Source organism: Cellulomonas denverensis (assembly GCF_012396125.1).
Classification (GTDB): domain Bacteria; phylum Actinomycetota; class Actinomycetes; order Actinomycetales; family Cellulomonadaceae; genus Cellulomonas; species Cellulomonas denverensis.
The window spans coordinates 1-17,674 of sequence record NZ_JAAXOX010000005.1; the positions used below are offsets into that span (position 1 = coordinate 1).

At 72.8% G+C, this 17,674-nt stretch carries 18 protein-coding genes; 9 read left to right on the forward strand and 9 right to left on the reverse strand.

Annotated features, from left to right (window positions below):
* Both HGA03_RS11125 and HGA03_RS11130 read right to left on the reverse strand, forming a co-directional pair.
* Window positions 1-1,523: HNH endonuclease signature motif containing protein (locus HGA03_RS11125; RefSeq protein WP_168630351.1), on the reverse strand; the 1,523-nt coding region annotated here is incomplete at its 3' end.
* 314 nt (window positions 1,524-1,837) lie between these two features.
* Entirely contained in the window at window positions 1,838-3,265 is a 1,428-nt protein-coding gene (locus HGA03_RS11130) for a GNAT family N-acetyltransferase (protein ID WP_168630352.1), read from the reverse strand.
* 440 nt (window positions 3,266-3,705) lie between these two features.
* Between HGA03_RS11130 and HGA03_RS11135 the strand changes: the two genes are divergently transcribed.
* From HGA03_RS11135 to HGA03_RS11165, 7 genes are all read left to right on the forward strand, one after another.
* Window positions 3,706-4,698 (forward strand): methionine ABC transporter ATP-binding protein, encoded by a 993-nt coding sequence (locus tag HGA03_RS11135; RefSeq protein ID WP_168630353.1) that lies wholly within the window; start codon window positions 3,706-3,708, stop codon window positions 4,696-4,698.
* Window positions 4,695-5,372 (forward strand): methionine ABC transporter permease, encoded by a 678-nt coding sequence (locus HGA03_RS11140; RefSeq protein ID WP_168630354.1) that lies wholly within the window; start codon window positions 4,695-4,697, stop codon window positions 5,370-5,372. Before HGA03_RS11135 ends, HGA03_RS11140 begins: the two co-directional genes overlap by 4 nt.
* Before the next feature lie 42 nt (window positions 5,373-5,414).
* A complete protein-coding gene (locus tag HGA03_RS11145) occupies window positions 5,415-6,260 on the forward strand; it encodes a MetQ/NlpA family ABC transporter substrate-binding protein (protein WP_168630355.1) in 846 nt (281 codons plus the stop codon).
* 103 nt (window positions 6,261-6,363) lie between these two features.
* Entirely contained in the window at window positions 6,364-7,209 is an 846-nt protein-coding gene (locus HGA03_RS11150) for a PRD domain-containing protein (RefSeq protein ID WP_168630356.1), read from the forward strand.
* 40 nt (window positions 7,210-7,249) lie between these two features.
* Window positions 7,250-7,930 carry a TetR/AcrR family transcriptional regulator gene (locus HGA03_RS11155; RefSeq protein WP_168630357.1) on the forward strand — a complete coding sequence of 227 codons (681 nt, stop codon included), beginning with the start codon at window positions 7,250-7,252 and terminating at the stop codon, window positions 7,928-7,930.
* Window positions 7,927-8,664: an SDR family oxidoreductase gene (locus HGA03_RS11160; protein ID WP_168630358.1), complete on the forward strand. Its 738-nt coding sequence runs from the start codon at window positions 7,927-7,929 to the stop codon at window positions 8,662-8,664. The genes HGA03_RS11155 and HGA03_RS11160 overlap by 4 nt, the downstream gene beginning before the upstream one ends.
* A 178-nt stretch (window positions 8,665-8,842) precedes the next feature.
* Window positions 8,843-10,378 (forward strand): NlpC/P60 family protein, encoded by a 1,536-nt coding sequence (locus tag HGA03_RS11165; protein WP_168630359.1) that lies wholly within the window; start codon window positions 8,843-8,845, stop codon window positions 10,376-10,378.
* Window positions 10,379-10,522: 144 nt separating this feature from the next.
* Here HGA03_RS11165 and HGA03_RS11170 read toward each other — a convergent pair whose 3' ends face one another.
* Together HGA03_RS11170 and HGA03_RS11175 are read right to left on the reverse strand one after the other, a co-directional pair.
* Complete coding sequence (locus HGA03_RS11170; RefSeq protein ID WP_168630360.1) at window positions 10,523-11,059, reverse strand: hypothetical protein; 537 nt, start codon at window positions 11,057-11,059, stop codon at window positions 10,523-10,525.
* Window positions 11,056-11,445, reverse strand: coding sequence for a hypothetical protein (locus HGA03_RS11175; RefSeq protein ID WP_168630361.1), 390 nt, complete (start codon window positions 11,443-11,445; stop codon window positions 11,056-11,058). The genes HGA03_RS11170 and HGA03_RS11175 overlap by 4 nt, the downstream gene beginning before the upstream one ends.
* Window positions 11,446-11,766: 321 nt before the next feature.
* On the opposite strand from HGA03_RS11175, the gene HGA03_RS11180 reads away from it, so the two are divergent.
* Together HGA03_RS11180 and HGA03_RS11185 are read left to right on the forward strand one after the other, a co-directional pair.
* Entirely contained in the window at window positions 11,767-11,988 is a 222-nt protein-coding gene (locus HGA03_RS11180; protein ID WP_168630362.1) for a hypothetical protein, read from the forward strand.
* 137 nt (window positions 11,989-12,125) lie between these two features.
* Window positions 12,126-12,416, forward strand: a complete 291-nt coding sequence (locus HGA03_RS11185; RefSeq protein WP_168630363.1) for a hypothetical protein — start codon at window positions 12,126-12,128, stop codon at window positions 12,414-12,416.
* A 189-nt stretch (window positions 12,417-12,605) separates the two neighbouring features.
* On the opposite strand, the gene HGA03_RS11190 is transcribed toward HGA03_RS11185, so the two are convergent.
* Genes HGA03_RS11190 through HGA03_RS11210 form a run of 5 tightly spaced genes read right to left on the reverse strand, consistent with a single transcriptional unit; the run spans window position 12,606 to window position 17,673 of the window.
* Window positions 12,606-13,625, reverse strand: coding sequence for an Lrp/AsnC family transcriptional regulator (locus tag HGA03_RS11190; RefSeq protein ID WP_168630364.1), 1,020 nt, complete (start codon window positions 13,623-13,625; stop codon window positions 12,606-12,608).
* Window positions 13,622-14,533 carry an alpha/beta fold hydrolase gene (locus HGA03_RS11195; protein WP_168630365.1) on the reverse strand — a complete coding sequence of 304 codons (912 nt, stop codon included), beginning with the start codon at window positions 14,531-14,533 and terminating at the stop codon, window positions 13,622-13,624. Before HGA03_RS11195 ends, HGA03_RS11190 begins: the two co-directional genes overlap by 4 nt.
* A gap of 41 nt (window positions 14,534-14,574) precedes the next feature.
* On the reverse strand, window positions 14,575-15,804 hold the full coding sequence (locus HGA03_RS11200; RefSeq protein ID WP_168630366.1) for a M24 family metallopeptidase: 1,230 nt from the start codon (window positions 15,802-15,804) through the stop codon (window positions 14,575-14,577).
* Window positions 15,794-16,714, reverse strand: coding sequence for an ABC transporter permease (locus HGA03_RS11205; RefSeq protein WP_168630367.1), 921 nt, complete (start codon window positions 16,712-16,714; stop codon window positions 15,794-15,796). Before HGA03_RS11205 ends, HGA03_RS11200 begins: the two co-directional genes overlap by 11 nt.
* Entirely contained in the window at window positions 16,711-17,673 is a 963-nt protein-coding gene (locus HGA03_RS11210; RefSeq protein ID WP_168630368.1) for an ABC transporter permease, read from the reverse strand. The genes HGA03_RS11205 and HGA03_RS11210 overlap by 4 nt, the downstream gene beginning before the upstream one ends.
* Window position 17,674 lies beyond the last annotated feature (1 nt).

Sequence of the window (17,674 nt, forward strand, 5' to 3'; positions counted from 1 at the left end):
GTGTGGTCGTGGCGGCACAGGGGCCCGAGGTTGGTCGCGGCGGTGGTGCCGGGCGGGGGTGGTGGTTGCCCGGGTGGTGTGGGGGGTGGGCCGTTGAACTCGATGGTGTGGTCCAGGTCGCATCTGGTTGCGGGGACGTCGCATCCGGGTCGTGCGCAGCGCCGGTCGCGTGCTCGCACGTGGGCGGCCAGGGGGTCTGGTGGCCGGTAGCGGCGTCGTCCGACGTCCAGGACGGCCCCGGTCTGGGGGTCGGTGACCAGCCGCCGCCAGGTCGCCCCGGCAGCGAACGCGGCCTGGCGGGCTTGGTCGGCGTCGACCGGTCCGATGCCGTGCAGGTCGCCGGGGCGTTCGTCCAGGCCGAGCAGGGTGGTCAACGCGACGGTGACGTGCACGGTGGTCGCACCGTGCGGGCGGGTACAGGTGCCCGCGCTGGCCGGTCGATGGGTGGGCGCGCCCGCGTCCTGGGTGCCTGCATCGGAACCCGCGCCCTTGCCCGCCCCTGCACCCGTGTCCGGGTCGGTGCCCGGGGTCCGGCGCTCGACCGTGTCCGCGCTGTCGGGTCCGGCCAGTGTCGCCCGGCCGACCGGGCCGTCGAGGTCGGTGGTCCAGGGTGGTGGTCCGAGGACCAGGTCGCGTAGCCCGTCGGCGCGTAGTTGGTCCAGGGTGCGGGGGTCGCCGGCGGTGCGGGCGGTGCGGGCCGCGGTGTCCAGCAGCCCATCGATGCGGGCGGCGTCCACGGCGGGTAGCACCCACCACATCCCGGCCATCCCGTCGGCGAGCAGCATCGGGTGGGTGACGCGGCGGGTGCGGCGGGCGCGGCGGTGCTGATCGGCCGCGTAGGCCCCACCGACCTCGACCAACACCCGGTCCACGTCCCGGCGCAGCTGGGTCACCGTGCGCCGCCCGGCCTCGGGCAACACGCGTTCTTGGACTTCGATCATGACTTCGGCGTCCATGCCGTGGAGCCGGTCGACCAGGACCCGGGCGCGGCGGGCGTCGACCTGCCCGCCCGCCAACGCCTCACCAACCGGGTGCAGGATCCCTTCGAACGCCACACCTGAGTCCACGAGTCTCGCAGTGGCCTGCCTGGATTCGGCCAACCGCATCGCCAACTCATCAGCGGCCACGCACCCGTCCTGCATCCGGGTGCTCGGTGACCCGGTCGGGCGCATCGAGTCCCGGTGCGCCAGCGTCGCGGCCCACGCGGCGGCCTTCGCCTCGGCCCAGGCGGCCATCCGGCGGGCCGCGGCGACCATCTCGACCGCCTCATCGTCAGTCAACGAGTCCGCCGGGACCGTGTCGAGCAACGTCGCCAGCGACGGGCCGGGGGCCACGGTGGCGAGTTTGCGTGCCCACGCGGTCACACCATCGCCACGCTCCGGGGCGTCCTGGGGTGGGGTGGGTGGGGCGAGTAGCAGGTCCCACACGGCCTGATCGGGCTCGGCGGCCACCATCGCGGACCCGGGCAACCCGAGCACACCGGACGTGGTGTCCGGGTCGTGTTCGCGCAGGTCAAGTCCCATGTCACGACACTAGACCCCACCACTGACACTCCTCCGCGAACCCGCGCCCCCGCGAACCCGCGAACCCGCGAACCCGCGAACCCGCGAACCCGCGAACCCGCGAACCCGCGACCCGGTGACCCCGCGACCCCGTGAGCCGGTGACCCCGTGAGCCGGTGACCCCGCGACCCGGTGACCCCCGCGAGCCGGCGATCCCCTGACCCCGCGACCCCGCGAAGGCGCAGCGCCGCGCACTGCTGACCGGTGGGTCGGTTCGGCCGTCGGGTAGCGGCGCTGACGACCGGGTCGGCTCGGCCGTCGGGTCGCGCGGCGGGCTACCGGGCGGGCTCTGCCGTCGGGTCGCGCTGGTCGCGGCGTGGTCCGGTCTCGGCGCCGTCCCGTCGGTGGCGTGCCGCCGCCGCAGCCCCGCTGGACGGACGGTTGGTCCCGGCCGCGCTGGCGGGTCGAAGGCTCGCCGCAGCCGGAGCAGCGGCATCCAACTGAAGGTCGCCCCCGGTCTCCCGCTCCGGGCCCGCCGCCGTCCCCCCTCGCCCCCGGAGCCGCGCGGCCACCGCCGCACCTCCGCTGCGTACCCGCCCCACCGCAGCCCGGCCCTCGTCGCGCGTCCGCCCGGCGATCGCGCCGGCCCGCACCGCCCACGGCCAGCCGGCGACCACCAGCCTCGGCAGTGCGCCACCGGTGGCGACCAGCACGTCGACCTGTTCGCGACGGTCGGGGAACAGTCGCGCGCCGACGGCGTACCGGGCGTCGAAGCCGGGGTCGAACAGGGGCGCGTCGGTGCGGGTGAACACGTGGGTGAGCGCGGCCAGGCGACCGAGCGCGCCGGGGCTGAACCGGCCGTGCTCCTCGGCGAAGGCGTCCAGGAAGCCGAAGTAGGAGTCGCCGGAGCGCAGCAGGTAGCCGATCCAGAGCGTGCGGTCCCCGGCGCTCAACCGGAAGCCGAGCAGGTCGCCGTCCTTCCGGAAGTCGCCGGTGACGTCGCGGAACCAGCGTTCGCGGGCCGGGTGTTGTCGCAGGGACGCGCCGGCGGCGGTCTGGCCCTTCCAACCGGCGTGCTGGAAGGCGATGAACTCGTCGTCCAGGGCGGGGTCGTCGCACACGACCTGGACCGTGGCGGGGGCGCCGAGGTCCCGGGCGATGCCGCGCAGTCGGCGCCGGGCGTTCTTCGCGTCGTCGGGGGTGAGGTGCCCGAGCAGGAGGGGCAGCGGGCCGGGTTCGGGGCCGTCGGGGGAGGCGGCGAGGACGGTGTGGCGGCGCGCGATCGGGGCGAGGTCGCGGCGGCGTTCGGTCCGGGCGATCCGGGTGCGGGTGCAGGTGGCGGTCAGGGCGTCGGCGACCGGGCCGGTGGTGGGCAGGTGCTGGAGCTGGACCAGACCGGGCAGTCCACCGGCGCGCAGGCCGCCGAGCAGGGCGTGCAGAGCGGAGGCGGGGCGGTCCGGGTCGAGCAGCGGGTGGTGCCGGTCGGCGTGGGTGGTCATGAAGGCGCCGCCGGTGGTGGTGGTCCGCCAGGGCAGGTGTGGGTGCACGGGTTTGGTGGTGACGGCCAGGACGCCGTGCCATCGGTCGTCGTCCTGGGCGATCACCAGCCGGAGGTCGGCGGTCTCGGGGAAGGCACGGCGTGCGGTGCCGAGGAACCGGGGGTCGAGGTAGGCGTTCGGCTCGACGGCGCGATCGGCCAGGTGCTGCCATGCCGACAGGTCCGCCGGTGTGAGCCGGTCGAGGTCGAGGATCCGTGTGCGCACTGTCTGCCCCCTGGGTTGCCGCCGCGCGAATGGCTGGACCGTACGGGTGGATCATGACGGAGAACCAGGGCCGGACGGGGGTACAGATCGGGTGAAAACGGACGCCTGCGCAGATCGCCCGTCTCGCTAGACGAGCGCTCTCGGGCCGCCAGCATTGCTGTGACCTGCACAAACAGCCAGTTCACAGGATCCGCGGCCCGCGCCATGTCCACCATCCGGACGGATGTCTCAACTCGCCCGAACCGGTTGCTACCGTCCCCGCCATGAGCCGCAGCGGACGCCACCCCCAGCGTCGCTGCTGCATGCCCATGGGCCTGATGGTCCGTGGTCGCTGTTGTCGGTTCTGACCCGACCCTGAGGCCGTGACCCACGGCCCGGCACCCGTGTGTGCGTGCCCCGCGTCCTGGTTCGACGCCCCCGACCCTGCCTGAGAGGGCCCCATGTCAGCTCCGCGCATCCAGATCTCCGGCCTGCGCAAGGTCTACGGCTCCGGCGACCGTGCCGTCGTCGCGCTGGACGGTGTCGACCTCGCGGTGCGCCCGGGGGAGATCCACGGCGTGGTCGGCCGGTCCGGCGCGGGCAAGTCGACCCTGATCCGCTGCCTCACCCTGCTGGAGCGTCCCACCGCAGGCAGTGTGGTCGTCGACGGCGTCGATCTGTCCACGCTGTCCGAGCAGAAGCTGCGCACGGCGCGCCGGGCGATCGGCCTGGTGTTCCAGCACGTGAATCTGCTCGACTCGCGCACCATCGCCGCGAACGTCGCCTACCCGCTGGAGATCGCCGGGGTCGGGCGTGGGGAGCGCCGCCGCCGGGCGCAGGAGCTGCTGGAGCTGGTCGGCCTCGGCGACCGGGCGGACGCCTACCCGGCGCAGTTGTCCGGTGGGCAGCGGCAGCGGGTCGGCATCGCCCGGGCACTGGCCGCCGAGCCCGCGGTGCTGCTCTGCGACGAGCCGACCTCGGCGCTGGACGGGGAGACCACCCGGCAGATCCTGGCGCTGGTCCGCGAGCTACGAGACCGGCTGGGCATCTCGGTGATCGTGATCACGCACGAGATGGCGGTGGTCCGGCAGGTCTGCGACACCGTGACGCTGTTGGACGGCGGCCGGGTGGCGCAGCACGGGGCGGTGCGGGACGTGGTCGCCGATCACGGCAGCCGGCTGGCCCGGGAGCTGATCCCGGTGCCGGAGCTGCCGGTGGGGGCGGAGCGGTCGCTGCTGGAGGTGAGCTTCGACGACGGGCACACGCCGGTGCGCGAGGTGCTCGCGGTGGTCGCCGGACTGGGTGCCGGGGTGGAGGTCGCCGCCGGCGCGATCGAGCAGGTGGCCGGCCGCAGTGTCGGCCGGTTGCAGTTGGACGTGCCCGCCGCCGGCCGGGACCAGGTGCTCACCGCCCTGCACGCCGCCGGCCTGACGACCACGGAGGCGGCCCGATGAGCTGGTGGCAGGAGCTGATCGACAACCCGGTGATCCAGCAGAAGTTCCCCGAGGCGACGCTGGAGACCGTGTACATGGTCGGGCTGTCCGGCATCCTGACCGGCCTGCTCGGGATCCCGCTCGGACTGTTGCTGCACGCCAGCTCCAGCGGAGGGCTGACCCCGAACCGCCCGGTGAACGCGGTGGTCGGCTTCCTGGCGAACATCATCCGGTCGATGCCGTTCCTGATCCTGATGATCGCGCTGATCCCGTTCACCCGGTTCGTCGTGGGCACCACCCTGCAGTGGCAGGCGGCCGTGGTGCCGCTGACCATCGGCGCGGTGCCGTTCTACGCCCGGCTGGTCGAGACCGCGGTGCGGGACGTCAACCCGGGCAAGGTCGAGGCCGCCCGGGTGATGGGCGCGACCCGGCTCAACATCGTGCGGCATGTGCTGCTCCGGGAGGCGCTGCCCGCCCTGGTGTCCAGCTACACCGTCACTGTCATCGCCCTGCTCGGCTACTCGGCCATGGCGGGCGTGATCGGCGCGGGTGGCCTCGGCGCCCTCGCCATCTCCTACGGCTACCAGCGCTTCGACAACGGCGTGATGTTCGCCTGCGTCGCCGTGCTGGTGGTCATGGTCGTGGTCGTCCAAGCCGTGGGCGATCACCTGGCCCGGCGGCTCGACCACCGCTGAGGCTGCGCTGTCCGCACACCACCAACCGTCCGGGAGGACATGATGAGGAAGACCTGGGGAGCCATCGCTCTCGCTGCCGCCACCACGCTCGCCCTGACGGCCTGCTCCAGCGACTCGGGCACCGAGGACACCGAGACCGCCGGCTCCACCGAGGGCGGCGTCACCAGTCTCACGATCGGCGCCAGCCCGACCCCGCACGCGGAGATCCTGGAGTTCGTGCAGGACAACCTCGCCGCGGACGCCGGCCTGGACCTGACGATCGAGACCTACGACGACTACGTGCTGCCGAACACCGCGCTGTCCGAGGGTGACATCGACGCCAACTACTTCCAGCACCTGCCGTACTACACCGCGCAGGTCGAGGAGCAGGGCTACGACTTCGACCACTTCGAGGGCATCCACATCGAGCCGTACGCGGTGTACTCCAACACCTACGACGACATCGACGCGGTGCCGGACGGTGCGAAGTTCGGCATCACCAACGACCCGGGCAACCAGGCGCGTGCGCTGGACCTGCTGGCCAAGAACGACCTGATCACCCTGGCCGACACCGGTGACGCCGACCCGACCCTGCTGGACATCGAGGACAACCCGAAGAACTTCGAGTTCATCGAGACCGCCCCGGAGTCCCTGGTCCGCGCGCTGGACGACGTGGACCTGGCGATCATCAACGGCAACTACGCCCTGGAGGCCGGTCTGAACCCGGTCGAGGACTCGCTGCTGATCGAGTCCGGCGAGGACAACCCCTACGCCAACTTCCTGGCGGTCCGCGCCGAGGACAAGGACAACCCGGCGCTGGTGAAGCTGGACGAGCTGCTGCACTCCGACGAGGTCAAGGCCTTCATCGAGGAGCGGTGGCCGGACGGAGAGGTGCTGCCGGCGTTCTGATCCACGCCTGGACGCGCACATGCACTGCCCCGGCCGCGAGGGGGAAGCGGCCGGGGCAGTGTCATGTCTGGACCCGGGCGCCCGGAGATGCCACGGTTCCTGGGTGCGGGTGACGAAGGTCTTCAACAACAACGCGGTGCTCGGCCTGGACCCAGCGGGCGGTGAACGGGTGCTGCTGGGCACCGGGATCGGCTTCGGGGTGCGTCCCGGCGACCCGGTCGACCCGGCGCTGATCGGCAAGACCTTCGTGCCCAGCCACGCCACCCCGCCCGAGCGGCTGGTCCGGTTGCTCGCCGACATCCCCGCCGAGGACCTCGACCTCGCCGCCGCGGTGCTGGACGACGTGCAGGAAGTGCTCGGCCCGGATGCCGCCGCGCACGTCCTGCTGCCGCTGGCCGACCACCTGAGCTTCGCGCTGCGCCGGATGCGGGAGGGCGCCCCGGCGATCGAGTATCCGCTGCAGTGGGAGGTGCCCACGCTGTACCCGGCGGAGGTGGCGCTGGCGCGGCGGGCGCTGCGGGTGATCGAGCACGCCCGGGGCGTGCGGCTGCCGGAGGCCGAGGCGGTGCCGGTGGCGCTGCACTTCGTCAACGCCCAGCTCGGCACGACCGACATGGCGCAGACCGTCCAGCTCACCCGGCTGCTGACCGAGGTGCTGGAGCTGATCGGCGAGGACCTCGGCGCCCGGATCGACCCGGACTCGCCGGCGACCGCCCGGTTCATCACCCACCTGCGTTACCTGGTGGTCGACCTCCGTGCCGCCCGGTCGCCCCGGGTCGAGGCGGACGACCAGATGGGCGCGGCCCTCCGGGAGGCCCGGCCGCGGGAGTGGGCCTGCGCGGAGCGGGTCGCGGCGCTGGTGGGGCGGCGGGCCGGCCGGGAGGTCGACCCGGCGGAGGTGCCGCTGCTGGTGCTGCACGTGGACCGGCTGGCGGCGGAGGCGCGGTGAGCTGGTAGCGCTGATACGGGTGATGGCGTATCGTTGATACGTGCCCACCCGTACCGCTGTCCTCGACCACGCCGCCCGGCTGCTCGCCGCCTCACCGACCGGGGAGATCTCCACCCGCGCGGTGTGCGAGGCCGCCGGCATCACCCAGCCGGTGCTGTACCGCCAGTTCGGCGACAAGGACGGCCTGCTCGCCGCGGTCGTCGACCACGTGTGGGAGCAGTACCTGGCGACCAAGCGCGCGGCACCCCGTTCCGCGGACCCGGTCGACGATCTGCGCGCGGGCTGGGCGAACCACGTGGCCTTCGCCCGGGCCCATCCGCACGCCTACCGGCTGCTGTTCGGCACCTCCCTCGGCACCCGGCCGGGGGCGATGGCAGAGGCGATGGGACTGCTGCGCGGCATCCTGGACCGGATCGCCGCCGAGGGCCGGTTGCGCCTCGACCCGGACCGCGCCACCACCCTGGTGATGGCCGCCAACTCCGGTCTGTGCCTGGCGATGATCCTGCGCCCCGACGCCACGCCCCCCGGCTCCGACACCGCCCTGTGCGACCTGATCGTCGGCGGGCTGGTCGACGACGCCACCCCCGCGGATCCGGTCGCCACCGCCGCCACCACCCTGCGGGCCCACCTGCCCGCCGACCCCCGGTTCAGGGTCGCCGAGGCCGCGCTGCTCGACGACTGGCTGACCCGCTTCCAGACCATGCCCCAGGAGGAACGATGACCAGCACCCCCACCCGCACCGCCCTCGTCACCGGCGGATCCGGCGGCATCGGCCGGGCCGTGGTCCAGCGCCTGGCCGCGGACGGCTACGCCCTCGCCGTGCACTACGCCGGCAACCAGGCCGCCGCCGAGACCCTGGTCGCCGAGATCCGGGACGCCGGGGGCCGGGCCCTCGCCGTCGGCGGCGACGTGGCCGACGAGTCCGCGATGACCGCCGCCTTCGACGCCACCGAGCGGGAGTTGGGCGGGATCGACGTCGTCGTGCACACCGCCGGCATCATGCGCCTGGCCCCGATCGCCGAGCTCGACCTCGACCAGTTCGACCAGGTGATCCGGACCAACCTGCGCGGCACCGTCGTCGTCGCCCAGCAGGCAGCCCGCCGGGTGCGCGCCGGGGGAGCGATCGTGGCCTTCTCCACCAGCGTCACCCGCACCAGCTTCCCGGCCTACGGCGCCTACGTCGCCAGCAAGGCGGCCGTGGAGGCGCTGACCCTGGTGCTGGCCCGCGAGCTGCGCGGCCGGGACATCACGGTCAACACGGTCGCCCCCGGACCCACCGCCACCCCGCTGTTCCTGGACGGCAAGGACGACCAGGCCGTGCAGAACCTGGCGAACGCGGTGCCGCTGGAACGCCTCGGCCGCCCCGAGGACATCGCCGAGACCGTGGCGTTCCTGGCCGGGCCGGCGCGCTGGGTCAACGGGCAGACGGTGTTCACCAACGGCGGGCTGGCCTGAGGCGGGCGTCGGCGGAAGATAAGCCATAGGTCCCTGTGCATCTGCCGCATTCGACCTCCGGCAGGTCGGTGGAGCGGAATTCCCTGGGTGACTGACCCGATTTCCTCACCCCGTCGCGCCATCGCGGCGATACACCAGTCAGCGGCGCTCGGGGGAGTGCCGGACAAGGGGAATCATGATGGTGCAGAGATCAACGGCGAGCGTCCGCCGTGCCGTCGTCATCGTGGTCAGCGCCCTGCTGGTGCTGCTGGTGGGCGTGGTGGAGTCACCGCCCGGCCATGCCGCGGTCGGGACAAACCGGATCAATGTGGGCGAGAAGATCGCGGCGAACCAACAGATCATCTCCCCAAGCGGTCTGGTGCGACTCGCTGTCGGTTCCGACGGCAACATGGTGCTGTACGGCGGACCGAAGAACCAGGTCCTGTGGCAGACCGCGACCACGCAGAACCCCGGTGGCTCTGCGCTGCTCGGCACGGACGGCAACCTCGCGGTCTACAACGCCGCGGGTGCCCCGGTGTGGCAGGCCGGGATCGCGAACCGGGGCGTGTCGTTCCTGCAGGTCCAGGACGACGGCAACCTGGTCGCCTACACGGCCGCGGGTGCGTCGGTGTGGCAGACCGGCACCCGGTACTGGCCCTCGTCCCTCGCGCCGGGACAACGGCTGGAGAAGGGCCAGAAGCTGCGCTCTCCCGATGGGAGGACCGAGCTGCGGATGCAGGAGGACGGCAACCTCGCCCTCTATGCCGCGAACGGGGTCGCGCGATGGTCCACCGTGACGGCGGGGAGCGAGGGCTCCTACGCGACGTTCCAGACCGACGGCAACTTCGTGCTCTACTCCGCCGCTGGTCAGGCGCTCTGGAGTTCGCTGACCCAGAACCAGGGCGCTACCACGCTGTCCCTGCAGGACGACGGCAACCTGGTGATCTACACCGGAAGCTCCTCGCTGTGGCAGACCCAGACGATGTTCTTCCCCGACCGGGTCTCGGCGGGTGCCGGGCTGGCGGCGGGGGCGCGCATCCAGTCGCCCAACGGCAGCTTCGAAGCCCGCATGCAGTCGGACGGCAACTTCGTCCTGTACGGACCCACCGGCTCGATGTGGCAGTCCGGCACCCGGGGCTCCGGCAACCGCCTGTCCGTGCAGAGCGACGGCAACCTGGTGATGTACTCCAGCACCGGGGGTGTGGTCTGGCAGACGCAGACGAACGGGCGTGGCCCCGCCGAGTTGCGAGTGCAGGACGACGGCAACCTGGTGCTGTACCAGGTCGGCGGCAGCTGGACCTGGCAGACCTACACCTACCCCGGCTACCAGCCTCCGGCGCCGCAGGAACCGCAGCTCAGCAATGGTCAGAAGGCGGTGAACTGGGCGTTGCAGCAGTTGGGGAAGCCGTATCAGTGGGGCGGCACCGGACCGAACGCCTTCGACTGTTCCGGCCTGACCCAGCAGTCGTGGCAGAGCGTGGGGGTCCAGATCCCGCGGGTGTCGCGTGACCAGTACCGGTCACTGCCCAAGGTGTCGCTGTCGGCGCTGCAGCCGGGGGACATCCTGGCCTGGGGCGACAACCCGAACGATGCGGAATCGGTCTACCACGTGGCGCTGTACGTCGGTAACGGGCAGTTCGTGGAGGCCCCCGCGCCCGGCATGGTGGTCCGCACCCGCGCGCTGAGCAGCAAGATGTCGGACCTGATGCCCTATGCGGTGCGGCCCGGAGCCTGACGGCCGCACACGCCACGAGGGGCGCCTCCCATCGGGAGACGCCCCTCGTGGTCGCCGTGGGTCGGGCACGGTGCGAGCTGCCCAGCTTCGCCTGGGGACGTGCCGAGCGGTCGGTGACTGGGTGCGATTCTCCTGGTACGTGGCCTACCTTTGGCGGCGCCTGCCCTGTTCGAGCAGCTTGCGGTGCATGTCGTCGACGAGCCGCTGGTCTCGCTCGCTCAGGTACGGCGCGGTCGTCCAGGGCGGCTGTGTCGCGGCTGTCCACCCGCCGCGTAGCACGCGAGGCTGGTCGAGCGCGGATGGCCAGACCGTCAGGAGGTAGGCCTCGGCGATCTGCGACGTCGACGACCGCCCGCGCGCGTGAAGACGCAGGCGCTGTGACCCGGACCCGGTGGGAAGCAGGCGAACCCGGGGCCGAGAGCGATCGAAGGACTCGAGGATGACATCGTCCGGGCCTGCTGGGGTGATCGACGTATCGACCACGTCCTCCCAGTCCTGCGGCACGGATGCAGGCGGTTCATCCAGGACCTGCACCGCGAGCTGAACCGGGCCTCTGCCGGACGTCATGATGGCGACAGCTCGGAAGCTCACGACGTCGAGCAGGCCGCGGAACACCCCGGAGCACGTCAGTCCCGAGAGCGCAATGTGACCGTCGGGGACCTCCCAGTCAGACCAGTTCATCGGGGATGCCTCGCGGTGTGTGGCCAGACGTACGCAGCACGCCTCGCGCGCCGCCACTCCAGAGCGAACCCCCAGATCGCCAGGCCCGTGGCGAGGACGATCACGACCACCACCACCGAGACGGTGGTCAGCACCCAGTCCGCGGACACGAACACCACGACGAGGATCGTCGCTGCGACTGACAGCGCCACCGCGTAGAGCGCAGAGCACTGCAGAAGAGCGCGAGTCAGGGAGGTGCTCTTCCGGGCGAATGGCGCAATGGCCGCCGCCAAGGCGCCGCAGGCGGTGCCGGCCACGGCGCCGGACGCCATGGCCACAGGGAGAGAGAAGAGCAGATAGCCGGCGCTCTCCGGCGAGAAAAGGAGGCCGATCAGGGACACGGCCATGAACGGGACCGCAAACAGGCCAAGGCCAAAGAGGGCCCCCCAGCCGATGAGTCGCATAGTCGCCCTTCTAGGAGTTCTACCGGGGCCCGCCCCGGTAGCCGGAACGGATCGTCTCACTTCCGCACGACAGGCGCCGGTGGGCTGTTCGGGTGACCTGCGCGCTCATCGCCCGCGCGGCAGGGGTTCGCGCTGTCAGTGTTCGCCCACAGATCGAGCCGAGGGGGCATTGTGCTGCTACTGGGTCACGGACGGTTGAGGCACCTGACGAACCGGCGGCACGCCTTGTGGCGATCGGCGGCCGCCGCGGTGACTATCGGCTGCGTGGTTCTGGGAGTCCTCTCGGGAGCACCGGCGTCAGCGGCGGCGAGTACCCGGGACATCGGAGAGGTCACTTCGGTGGTGGAGGACGCCGACATCTGGGGTGACGACGGCCCCACGGGAGGTTTGTCCGTCACCGGGTGGGTGTCCGAGGACTATCTCGGCGACCATGTCGTGGAGATCCGGGCGGAGGCCGCTGACACGGTCGGGTCCGTCGCTGTGTGAAGGGCGATGCCACCATGAACCTCATGACTCGCGTGAGACCTGCGCTGTCCACTCGAGCTGTCGGAGGGGCTGCCATCGCGATGCTCGGGGCCCTCACCCTGACCGGCTGCTGGGTCGGCCACCCGGAGCAGGCGTCCATGGCGATCACCAACAACACCGACGAGCCCCTGGCGATCCGCGCCGACGACACCCCGCCGAGGTACACCATCAGGCCGGGGGAGTCGCTCGGTTTTGGGCTCCCCGGCGCACCGGGCGACTGCACGCAGTGGACACTGCACGCCACCACCGTCGACGGGGTGGAGGCATCGAGCTTCGGAGAGCCCCTGTGCGACGACGACCATTGGACCATCAGCCAGTCCGCGCTGGTTGGCGCCCGGAGCGCGGCGGGGATGCCGAGCCCGAGCCCGAGCCCGAGCGCGGACCTCTAGCGACCCTGACGGGCTGTCGGCAGGCGCCTGCGGGCGCTTCGGGGTCAGACGCCCGCGCGCCGCGTTGCGTCGGCCTCGCTCCGCCACGCCGGGACCGGCGAGCTCCAGCACGGTGACGCCGTCCGCTGCCGACCGGCGCGACCGGGCACGCCGGGGGCGCTGGCCCGGATGGCGGTGGGCCGTGGCCGGTCAGACCGGGTCGGGCAGCCCCAGCTGCGCCCGCCACCAGGGCGTCTCGACCGAGCCGCGCTTGAGGTAGACGAGTTCCATTGCGGCGTTCCAGCCCGCGACGCCCTCCAGGTGCGCGAGGGTGTGCTGGATGAACGCGTGCAGCTCGAGGGACGACGGCGTGATCACCTCGCAGAACAGCGAGCTGTCGTCGAGCAGGGACGCGAGGTACCGCACCGAGGGGTGCGCGGCGAGCTGCCGCGCGACGGCGTCCAGGTGCGCGGGGGCGACCCGGACGGTGACCAGCGTCTCGGCGTACATGCCGAGGGCCGCGGACGGCACAAGCGTGACGATCTCGACGCAGTGGTTCGCGCGCATCCGGTCGAACCGGCGCCGGACGCTGCTCTCGTTCATCCCCACGCGGTCCGCGACGGACTGGAAGGTGTCGCGCCCGTCCAGCCGGAGCCGGTCGAGGATCGCCCAGTCGGCGGCGTCCAGATGCGCCGGGTCGCACGGCTCGGGCTCGGCGGTCCGGGCCTCCACCGTGGGCGGGCCGGCCGCGGTCAGTCCGCCGGACAGCTGGCGGCCCCAGTCGTGGCTCATCTTGTACACGTGCAGGATGAGGTCGCTGCGCCAGCGCTCGACGCCCGGGACGGTCTGCAGGTCGGCCAGCAGCTGGGGGTACCGGGACGCGCCGCCGTGCACCACGAGCTCGGCCATGATGTCGAACTTGCCGGAGACGATCGTGCAGAACCGGACGTCCTCCCGGGCCGACAGCTGCGCGGCGACCTCGGCCTGCGTCCCGGGGCGGCAGGAGACGCGCACCAGGAAGTTGTCGTAGACCCCGCGGGCGCCGAGCGCGGGCACGGCGGTCACCTTGACGACCCCGTCCGCGAGCAGTTGCTGGCCCCGCCGCACGACGGTCGTGACGGGCGCGTCGACGGCGTCGGCGACCGTGCGCCAGCTCGCCCGGCCGTCCTGCTGCAGCGCGACGACGACCCGCCGGTCGAGGTCGTCGAGCGGGGCGAGCCGGGGGTTCACCACGCGCCCGCCGGGCGGGTCGGCGGGTACACCTCGTGCAGGAAGTCGCGCACGGTCCGGGTCCAAGCCTCGGCCTCCTCGATCTGCGGCGAGTGCCCGGAGTGCTCGAAGACCGCGAGGCGCGCCCCGGGCACCAGGGCGGCGATCGTCTCGGAGCACTGCACGGGCGTGATCCAGTCGGTGCGTCCCACGGTCACCAGGGTGGGGGCGGTGATCCCGGGGAGCAGCGGCTTCAGATCGTAGCCGGGCAGGTTCACCGAGAAGGCGTAGTTGTGGGCCTCGTACCGGTACGGCGTGGCCGCGACCTTCCGCTCGACCGCCTCCGGGTCGTACGTGAAGTCGTAGAGCGGCAGGATCTCGCGCCAGCAGTCGCGCAGGTCGTCGTCGTCGCGAACCCGGCCGGTGTCGATCCGGTCGAACTTCTCCATGTCGACCGCGACCCGGTCGGAGGCGAGCGCATTCTGCCGCGCGAGCGGGGCGTTGCCGTTGTCGGGCGAGGTGTCCCGGAGCACCAGGGCGGCCACCCGGTCGGGGTACCGGACGGCGTACTCCATGGCCAGGAACCCGCCGTAGGAGCCGCCGGCCATCGCGACCTTCTCGGCGCCCACCCACTCGCGCAGCCCGTCCAGGTCCGCCGCCCACTGCTCGTGGCTGAACGTGCCGGACCCCTCGGACTCCCCGGAGCCGCGCGCGTCGAACACGACGACCCGGTACTCGTCGGCGAGGCGCCCGAACGAGGCGCGCGGCTCGGCGCGCGAGCCCAGCCCGGGGGCGCCGTGGTGGGTGAGCACGACCGGGGCGCCCTCGGGTCCGAGGACCTCGACGGCGAGCGCGTTGCCGTTGACGACGACACGCTGCGCGCCGGTGGTGGCGCGGGCGAACTCGGGAGAGACGTCGGGCTGGTTCATGGTGGTGCCTCCGGGACAGGGAGAGGGCGGACGGCGGCGGGTCAGAGGAGGACGGTGCAGGAGTCGAGGTCGCGCGGGGAGGACGTGAGCGGCTCGGACCCGGTGGGTGTCACGAGCACCGAGTCGCTGATGCGGTAGCCCCCGTGGCCCGGCACGTACAGGCCGGGCTCGTTCGACACGACCATGCCGGGCGCCAGCGGGGTCGGGTCGCCGTCCTCGAGCCACGGCGGCTCGTGCATGCCGACCCCGATCCCGTGCCCCTGCCGGTGCCGCAGGTAGCCGCCGAGCCCCGCCTCACGGATCACCGCGAGGCAGCGCGCGTTGCTGTCCGCGCACCGCACGCCCGGTGCGATCGCACGTGCCCCCTCGGCCTGCGCCGCACGCACGGCGTCGTGGTAGCGGCGTTGCTCGGCGGTGGGCTCGCCGAGGACGAACGTGCGCTCGCCCTCGACGAACCGGCCGCCGACCGCGCAGCCGAGCGACAGCATGAAGGTGTCCCCGGGGCGCAGGCGGTACCCCGACGGCAGTCCGTGCGGGATGGCGGAGTTCGCGCCGGCGTAGACGAGGCCGCCGGCGAGCGGCTGCACGACCACCACGTCCGCGTGCTCCGCGTACATCGCCGCGGTGCCGGTGCGGGTCACGTGCGCGGCGAGTTCCTGCTCGCTGGGCAGCGCGCCGCCGTCGCGGACGGCGTCGGTGACGAGCGCGACGCCGGCCGCGAGCATGCGGTCGGTGATCCGGGCTGCCTCGCGGTGCAGCGCGATCTCCTCTGGTGCCTTCACGTGCCGGGCGCGGGTGACGATCTCCGTCGGTTCCCAGTCGACGTCGCCGAACGCGGCGCCCGCGAGCGCCAGCCGGTGCTGCGTGATCGCCGTGGCGACGCCGACGGTCCCGCGCCGCACCTCCGGGGCAGCGGCGTCCGCGAGCGCCGCGAACGGGCTCCGCAGCCCCGGGTACTCCGGGTAGGAGACGAGCTCGGCGTGCGCACGCTGCTCCTCCGCGTGCTGGCGCTCGAGCTCCGGGACCAGGAGCAGGGTGCGGCCGGAGGTCTCGACGAGCGCGGCGACCGGGCGCTCGCACGGGTGGTGGAAGAAGCCCGTGAGGTAGGCGACGTCGTCCGGGTCGTCGGTCAGCACTGCGGCGAGGCCCGCGGCGTCGGCCGCCGCGCGCACCCGGTCCTGGGCGGCGCCGAGCACGTGGGCGGGGAGCCGGGTGACCCGGCGGCCCGCGGCGTCGACCGGGAGCGGGGGAGCGAGGGTTTCAGCGGTCATGGTTCCTCGGGTTCCGGGCGTCGTTGTATGCGATGGACAGGAGCGTCGCCGAGAGCACGAGCGCCAGGATCGCCAGGGACGGGAACAGGGTGAGCCACCAGGCGCTCACCATCGCGCCCGACTGCTGCGCCTCGTAGAGGATCCGTCCCCAGGACCACGTGGTCGGGTCGCCGAGGCCGAGGAACGCGAGCCCCGCGGCGGACAGCACGGCCCGGGAGGCCGTCACCACGACCGACACCACGATCACCGGCGTCACGGCCGGGACCACGTGCCGGCCGAGGATCCAGGCGTGGCGCCGCGTCATCAGGCGGGCGGCGTCGACGTATGGCAGGTGGACGACCGCCAGCGCCTGCGACCGCACCAGCCGGGTGACCTCCGGCCAGGAGAACGCGGCGACCACGCCGATGATCGTCGTCGTGCTCGGCCCGACCAGGGCCGCGACGAGGATCATCAGCGGCAGCACGGGCAGCGACAGCGTGAGGTCGACGACCACGCCGACGACCGTGTCCACCGCCTTTACGTACGCACCGACCACCGCGACCAGGGTGCCGAACACGATGGCGATCACGGACGCGGCGACCGCGACCAGCAGCGACTGGCGCGCACCCCAGACGACCTCGGCGAGCACGTCGCGGCCGAGCGCGTCCGTGCCGAACGGGTACGTGCCGCCGGGCGGGCGGAGCACGTCGGTGCCGTACGACTCCGGCGGGTCCGTGATCAGCGGCGCGAGGATGCTGCCGCCGACGAGCAGCACGAGGATCGCCAGGGCGGCGACGCCCAGCGGCTGCCGGCGGAACGCCCGCCAGGTCGCGCGGCCGGCGCGGGTGCCGTCGGGCGCCGCCGCGGGCTCGGCAGGCAGGCCCCCGCCGTCGAGGTCGACCAGGGCGCTCTCGGGGATCGGGGTCGTCATGAGGCCTTCACTCTCGGGTCGAGGAACCCGTAGGCGATGTCGGTCAGGGTGTTGGCGGCCACGACCGTCACGGCGAGCAGCAGGAACGCGCCCTGCAGGACCGGGAAGTCGAGCTGGGTGACCGCCTCGTAGATGCCGCGGCCGACACCGGGGTAGGCGAACACCGTCTCGGTGAGCACCGCCCCGCCGACCAGGAACCCGAGCTGCAGGCCGATCAGCGTGGTGGCCGGCAGCAGGGCGTTGCGCAGCGCGTGCTTCCACAGGATCCGCCGGGGCGGGATGCCGTTGGCGTGCGCGAGGACCACGTAGTCGTCCCCGAGCGAGTCGACCAGGGTCGCCCGCACGGTCAGCACGTAGGAGCCGAGCTGGATCAGGGTGAGCGACAGCGCCGGCAGCACGAGGTGCGCGAGGACGGACCCGTACCAGGCGGCGCCGTAGACGCCGTCGGAGTAGGCCCCCCCGATCGGCAGCCAGCCGAGCCGCAGCCCGAACAGGTACAGCAGGAGGATGCCGACGCTGGGCACGAACAGCGACTGCCCCGTGACGCCGACGACCTGCACGACCTTGTCGACCAGGCCGCCGCGCCGAGCGGCCGCGGCCACGCCGAGCGGGATGCCGAGCACGACGGTCAGGACGAGCGCGCTGACGGTGAGCAACAGCGTCCACGGCAGCCGCTGCACCAGGACGTCGACGACGGGGACCGACTGGGTGAAGGAGGTGCCGAGGTTCCCCTGGAGCAGCTGCCCCAGGTAGAGCGCGTACTGCGTGGGCAGCGGCCGGTCGAGGCCGTACTGGGTGAGCAGGGCCGCCCGCGCCTCCTCGGTCATGTTCGGGCTGGCGACGGCGAGCGCCGGGTCGCCGGGCAGGAGCCGCAGCAGCAGGAACGTCACGGTGACGGCGAACCAGACCGTGAGCAGCCCCAGGCCGAGGCGGCGCAGGACGAACAGAGCGACGGACACG

Bases quoted from the DNA above. Each gene is read 5' to 3' on its own strand.
- HGA03_RS11135 (WP_168630353.1), top strand. From the start codon at position 3,706: ATGTCAGCTCCGCGCATCCAGATCTCCGGCCTGCGCAAGGTCTACGGC.
- HGA03_RS11140 (WP_168630354.1), top strand. From the start codon at position 4,695: ATGAGCTGGTGGCAGGAGCTGATCGACAACCCGGTGATCCAGCAGAAG.
- HGA03_RS11145 (WP_168630355.1), top strand. From the start codon at position 5,415: ATGAGGAAGACCTGGGGAGCCATCGCTCTCGCTGCCGCCACCACGCTC.
- HGA03_RS11160 (WP_168630358.1), top strand. From the start codon at position 7,927: ATGACCAGCACCCCCACCCGCACCGCCCTCGTCACCGGCGGATCCGGC.
- HGA03_RS11165 (WP_168630359.1), top strand. From the start codon at position 8,843: ATGGTGCAGAGATCAACGGCGAGCGTCCGCCGTGCCGTCGTCATCGTG.
- HGA03_RS11170 (WP_168630360.1), bottom strand. From the start codon at position 11,059: ATGAACTGGTCTGACTGGGAGGTCCCCGACGGTCACATTGCGCTCTCG.
- HGA03_RS11175 (WP_168630361.1), bottom strand. From the start codon at position 11,445: ATGGCCGTGTCCCTGATCGGCCTCCTTTTCTCGCCGGAGAGCGCCGGC.
- HGA03_RS11185 (WP_168630363.1), top strand. From the start codon at position 12,126: ATGGCGATCACCAACAACACCGACGAGCCCCTGGCGATCCGCGCCGAC.
- HGA03_RS11195 (WP_168630365.1), bottom strand. From the start codon at position 14,533: ATGAACCAGCCCGACGTCTCTCCCGAGTTCGCCCGCGCCACCACCGGC.
- HGA03_RS11200 (WP_168630366.1), bottom strand. From the start codon at position 15,804: ATGACCGCTGAAACCCTCGCTCCCCCGCTCCCGGTCGACGCCGCGGGC.
- HGA03_RS11205 (WP_168630367.1), bottom strand. From the start codon at position 16,714: ATGACGACCCCGATCCCCGAGAGCGCCCTGGTCGACCTCGACGGCGGG.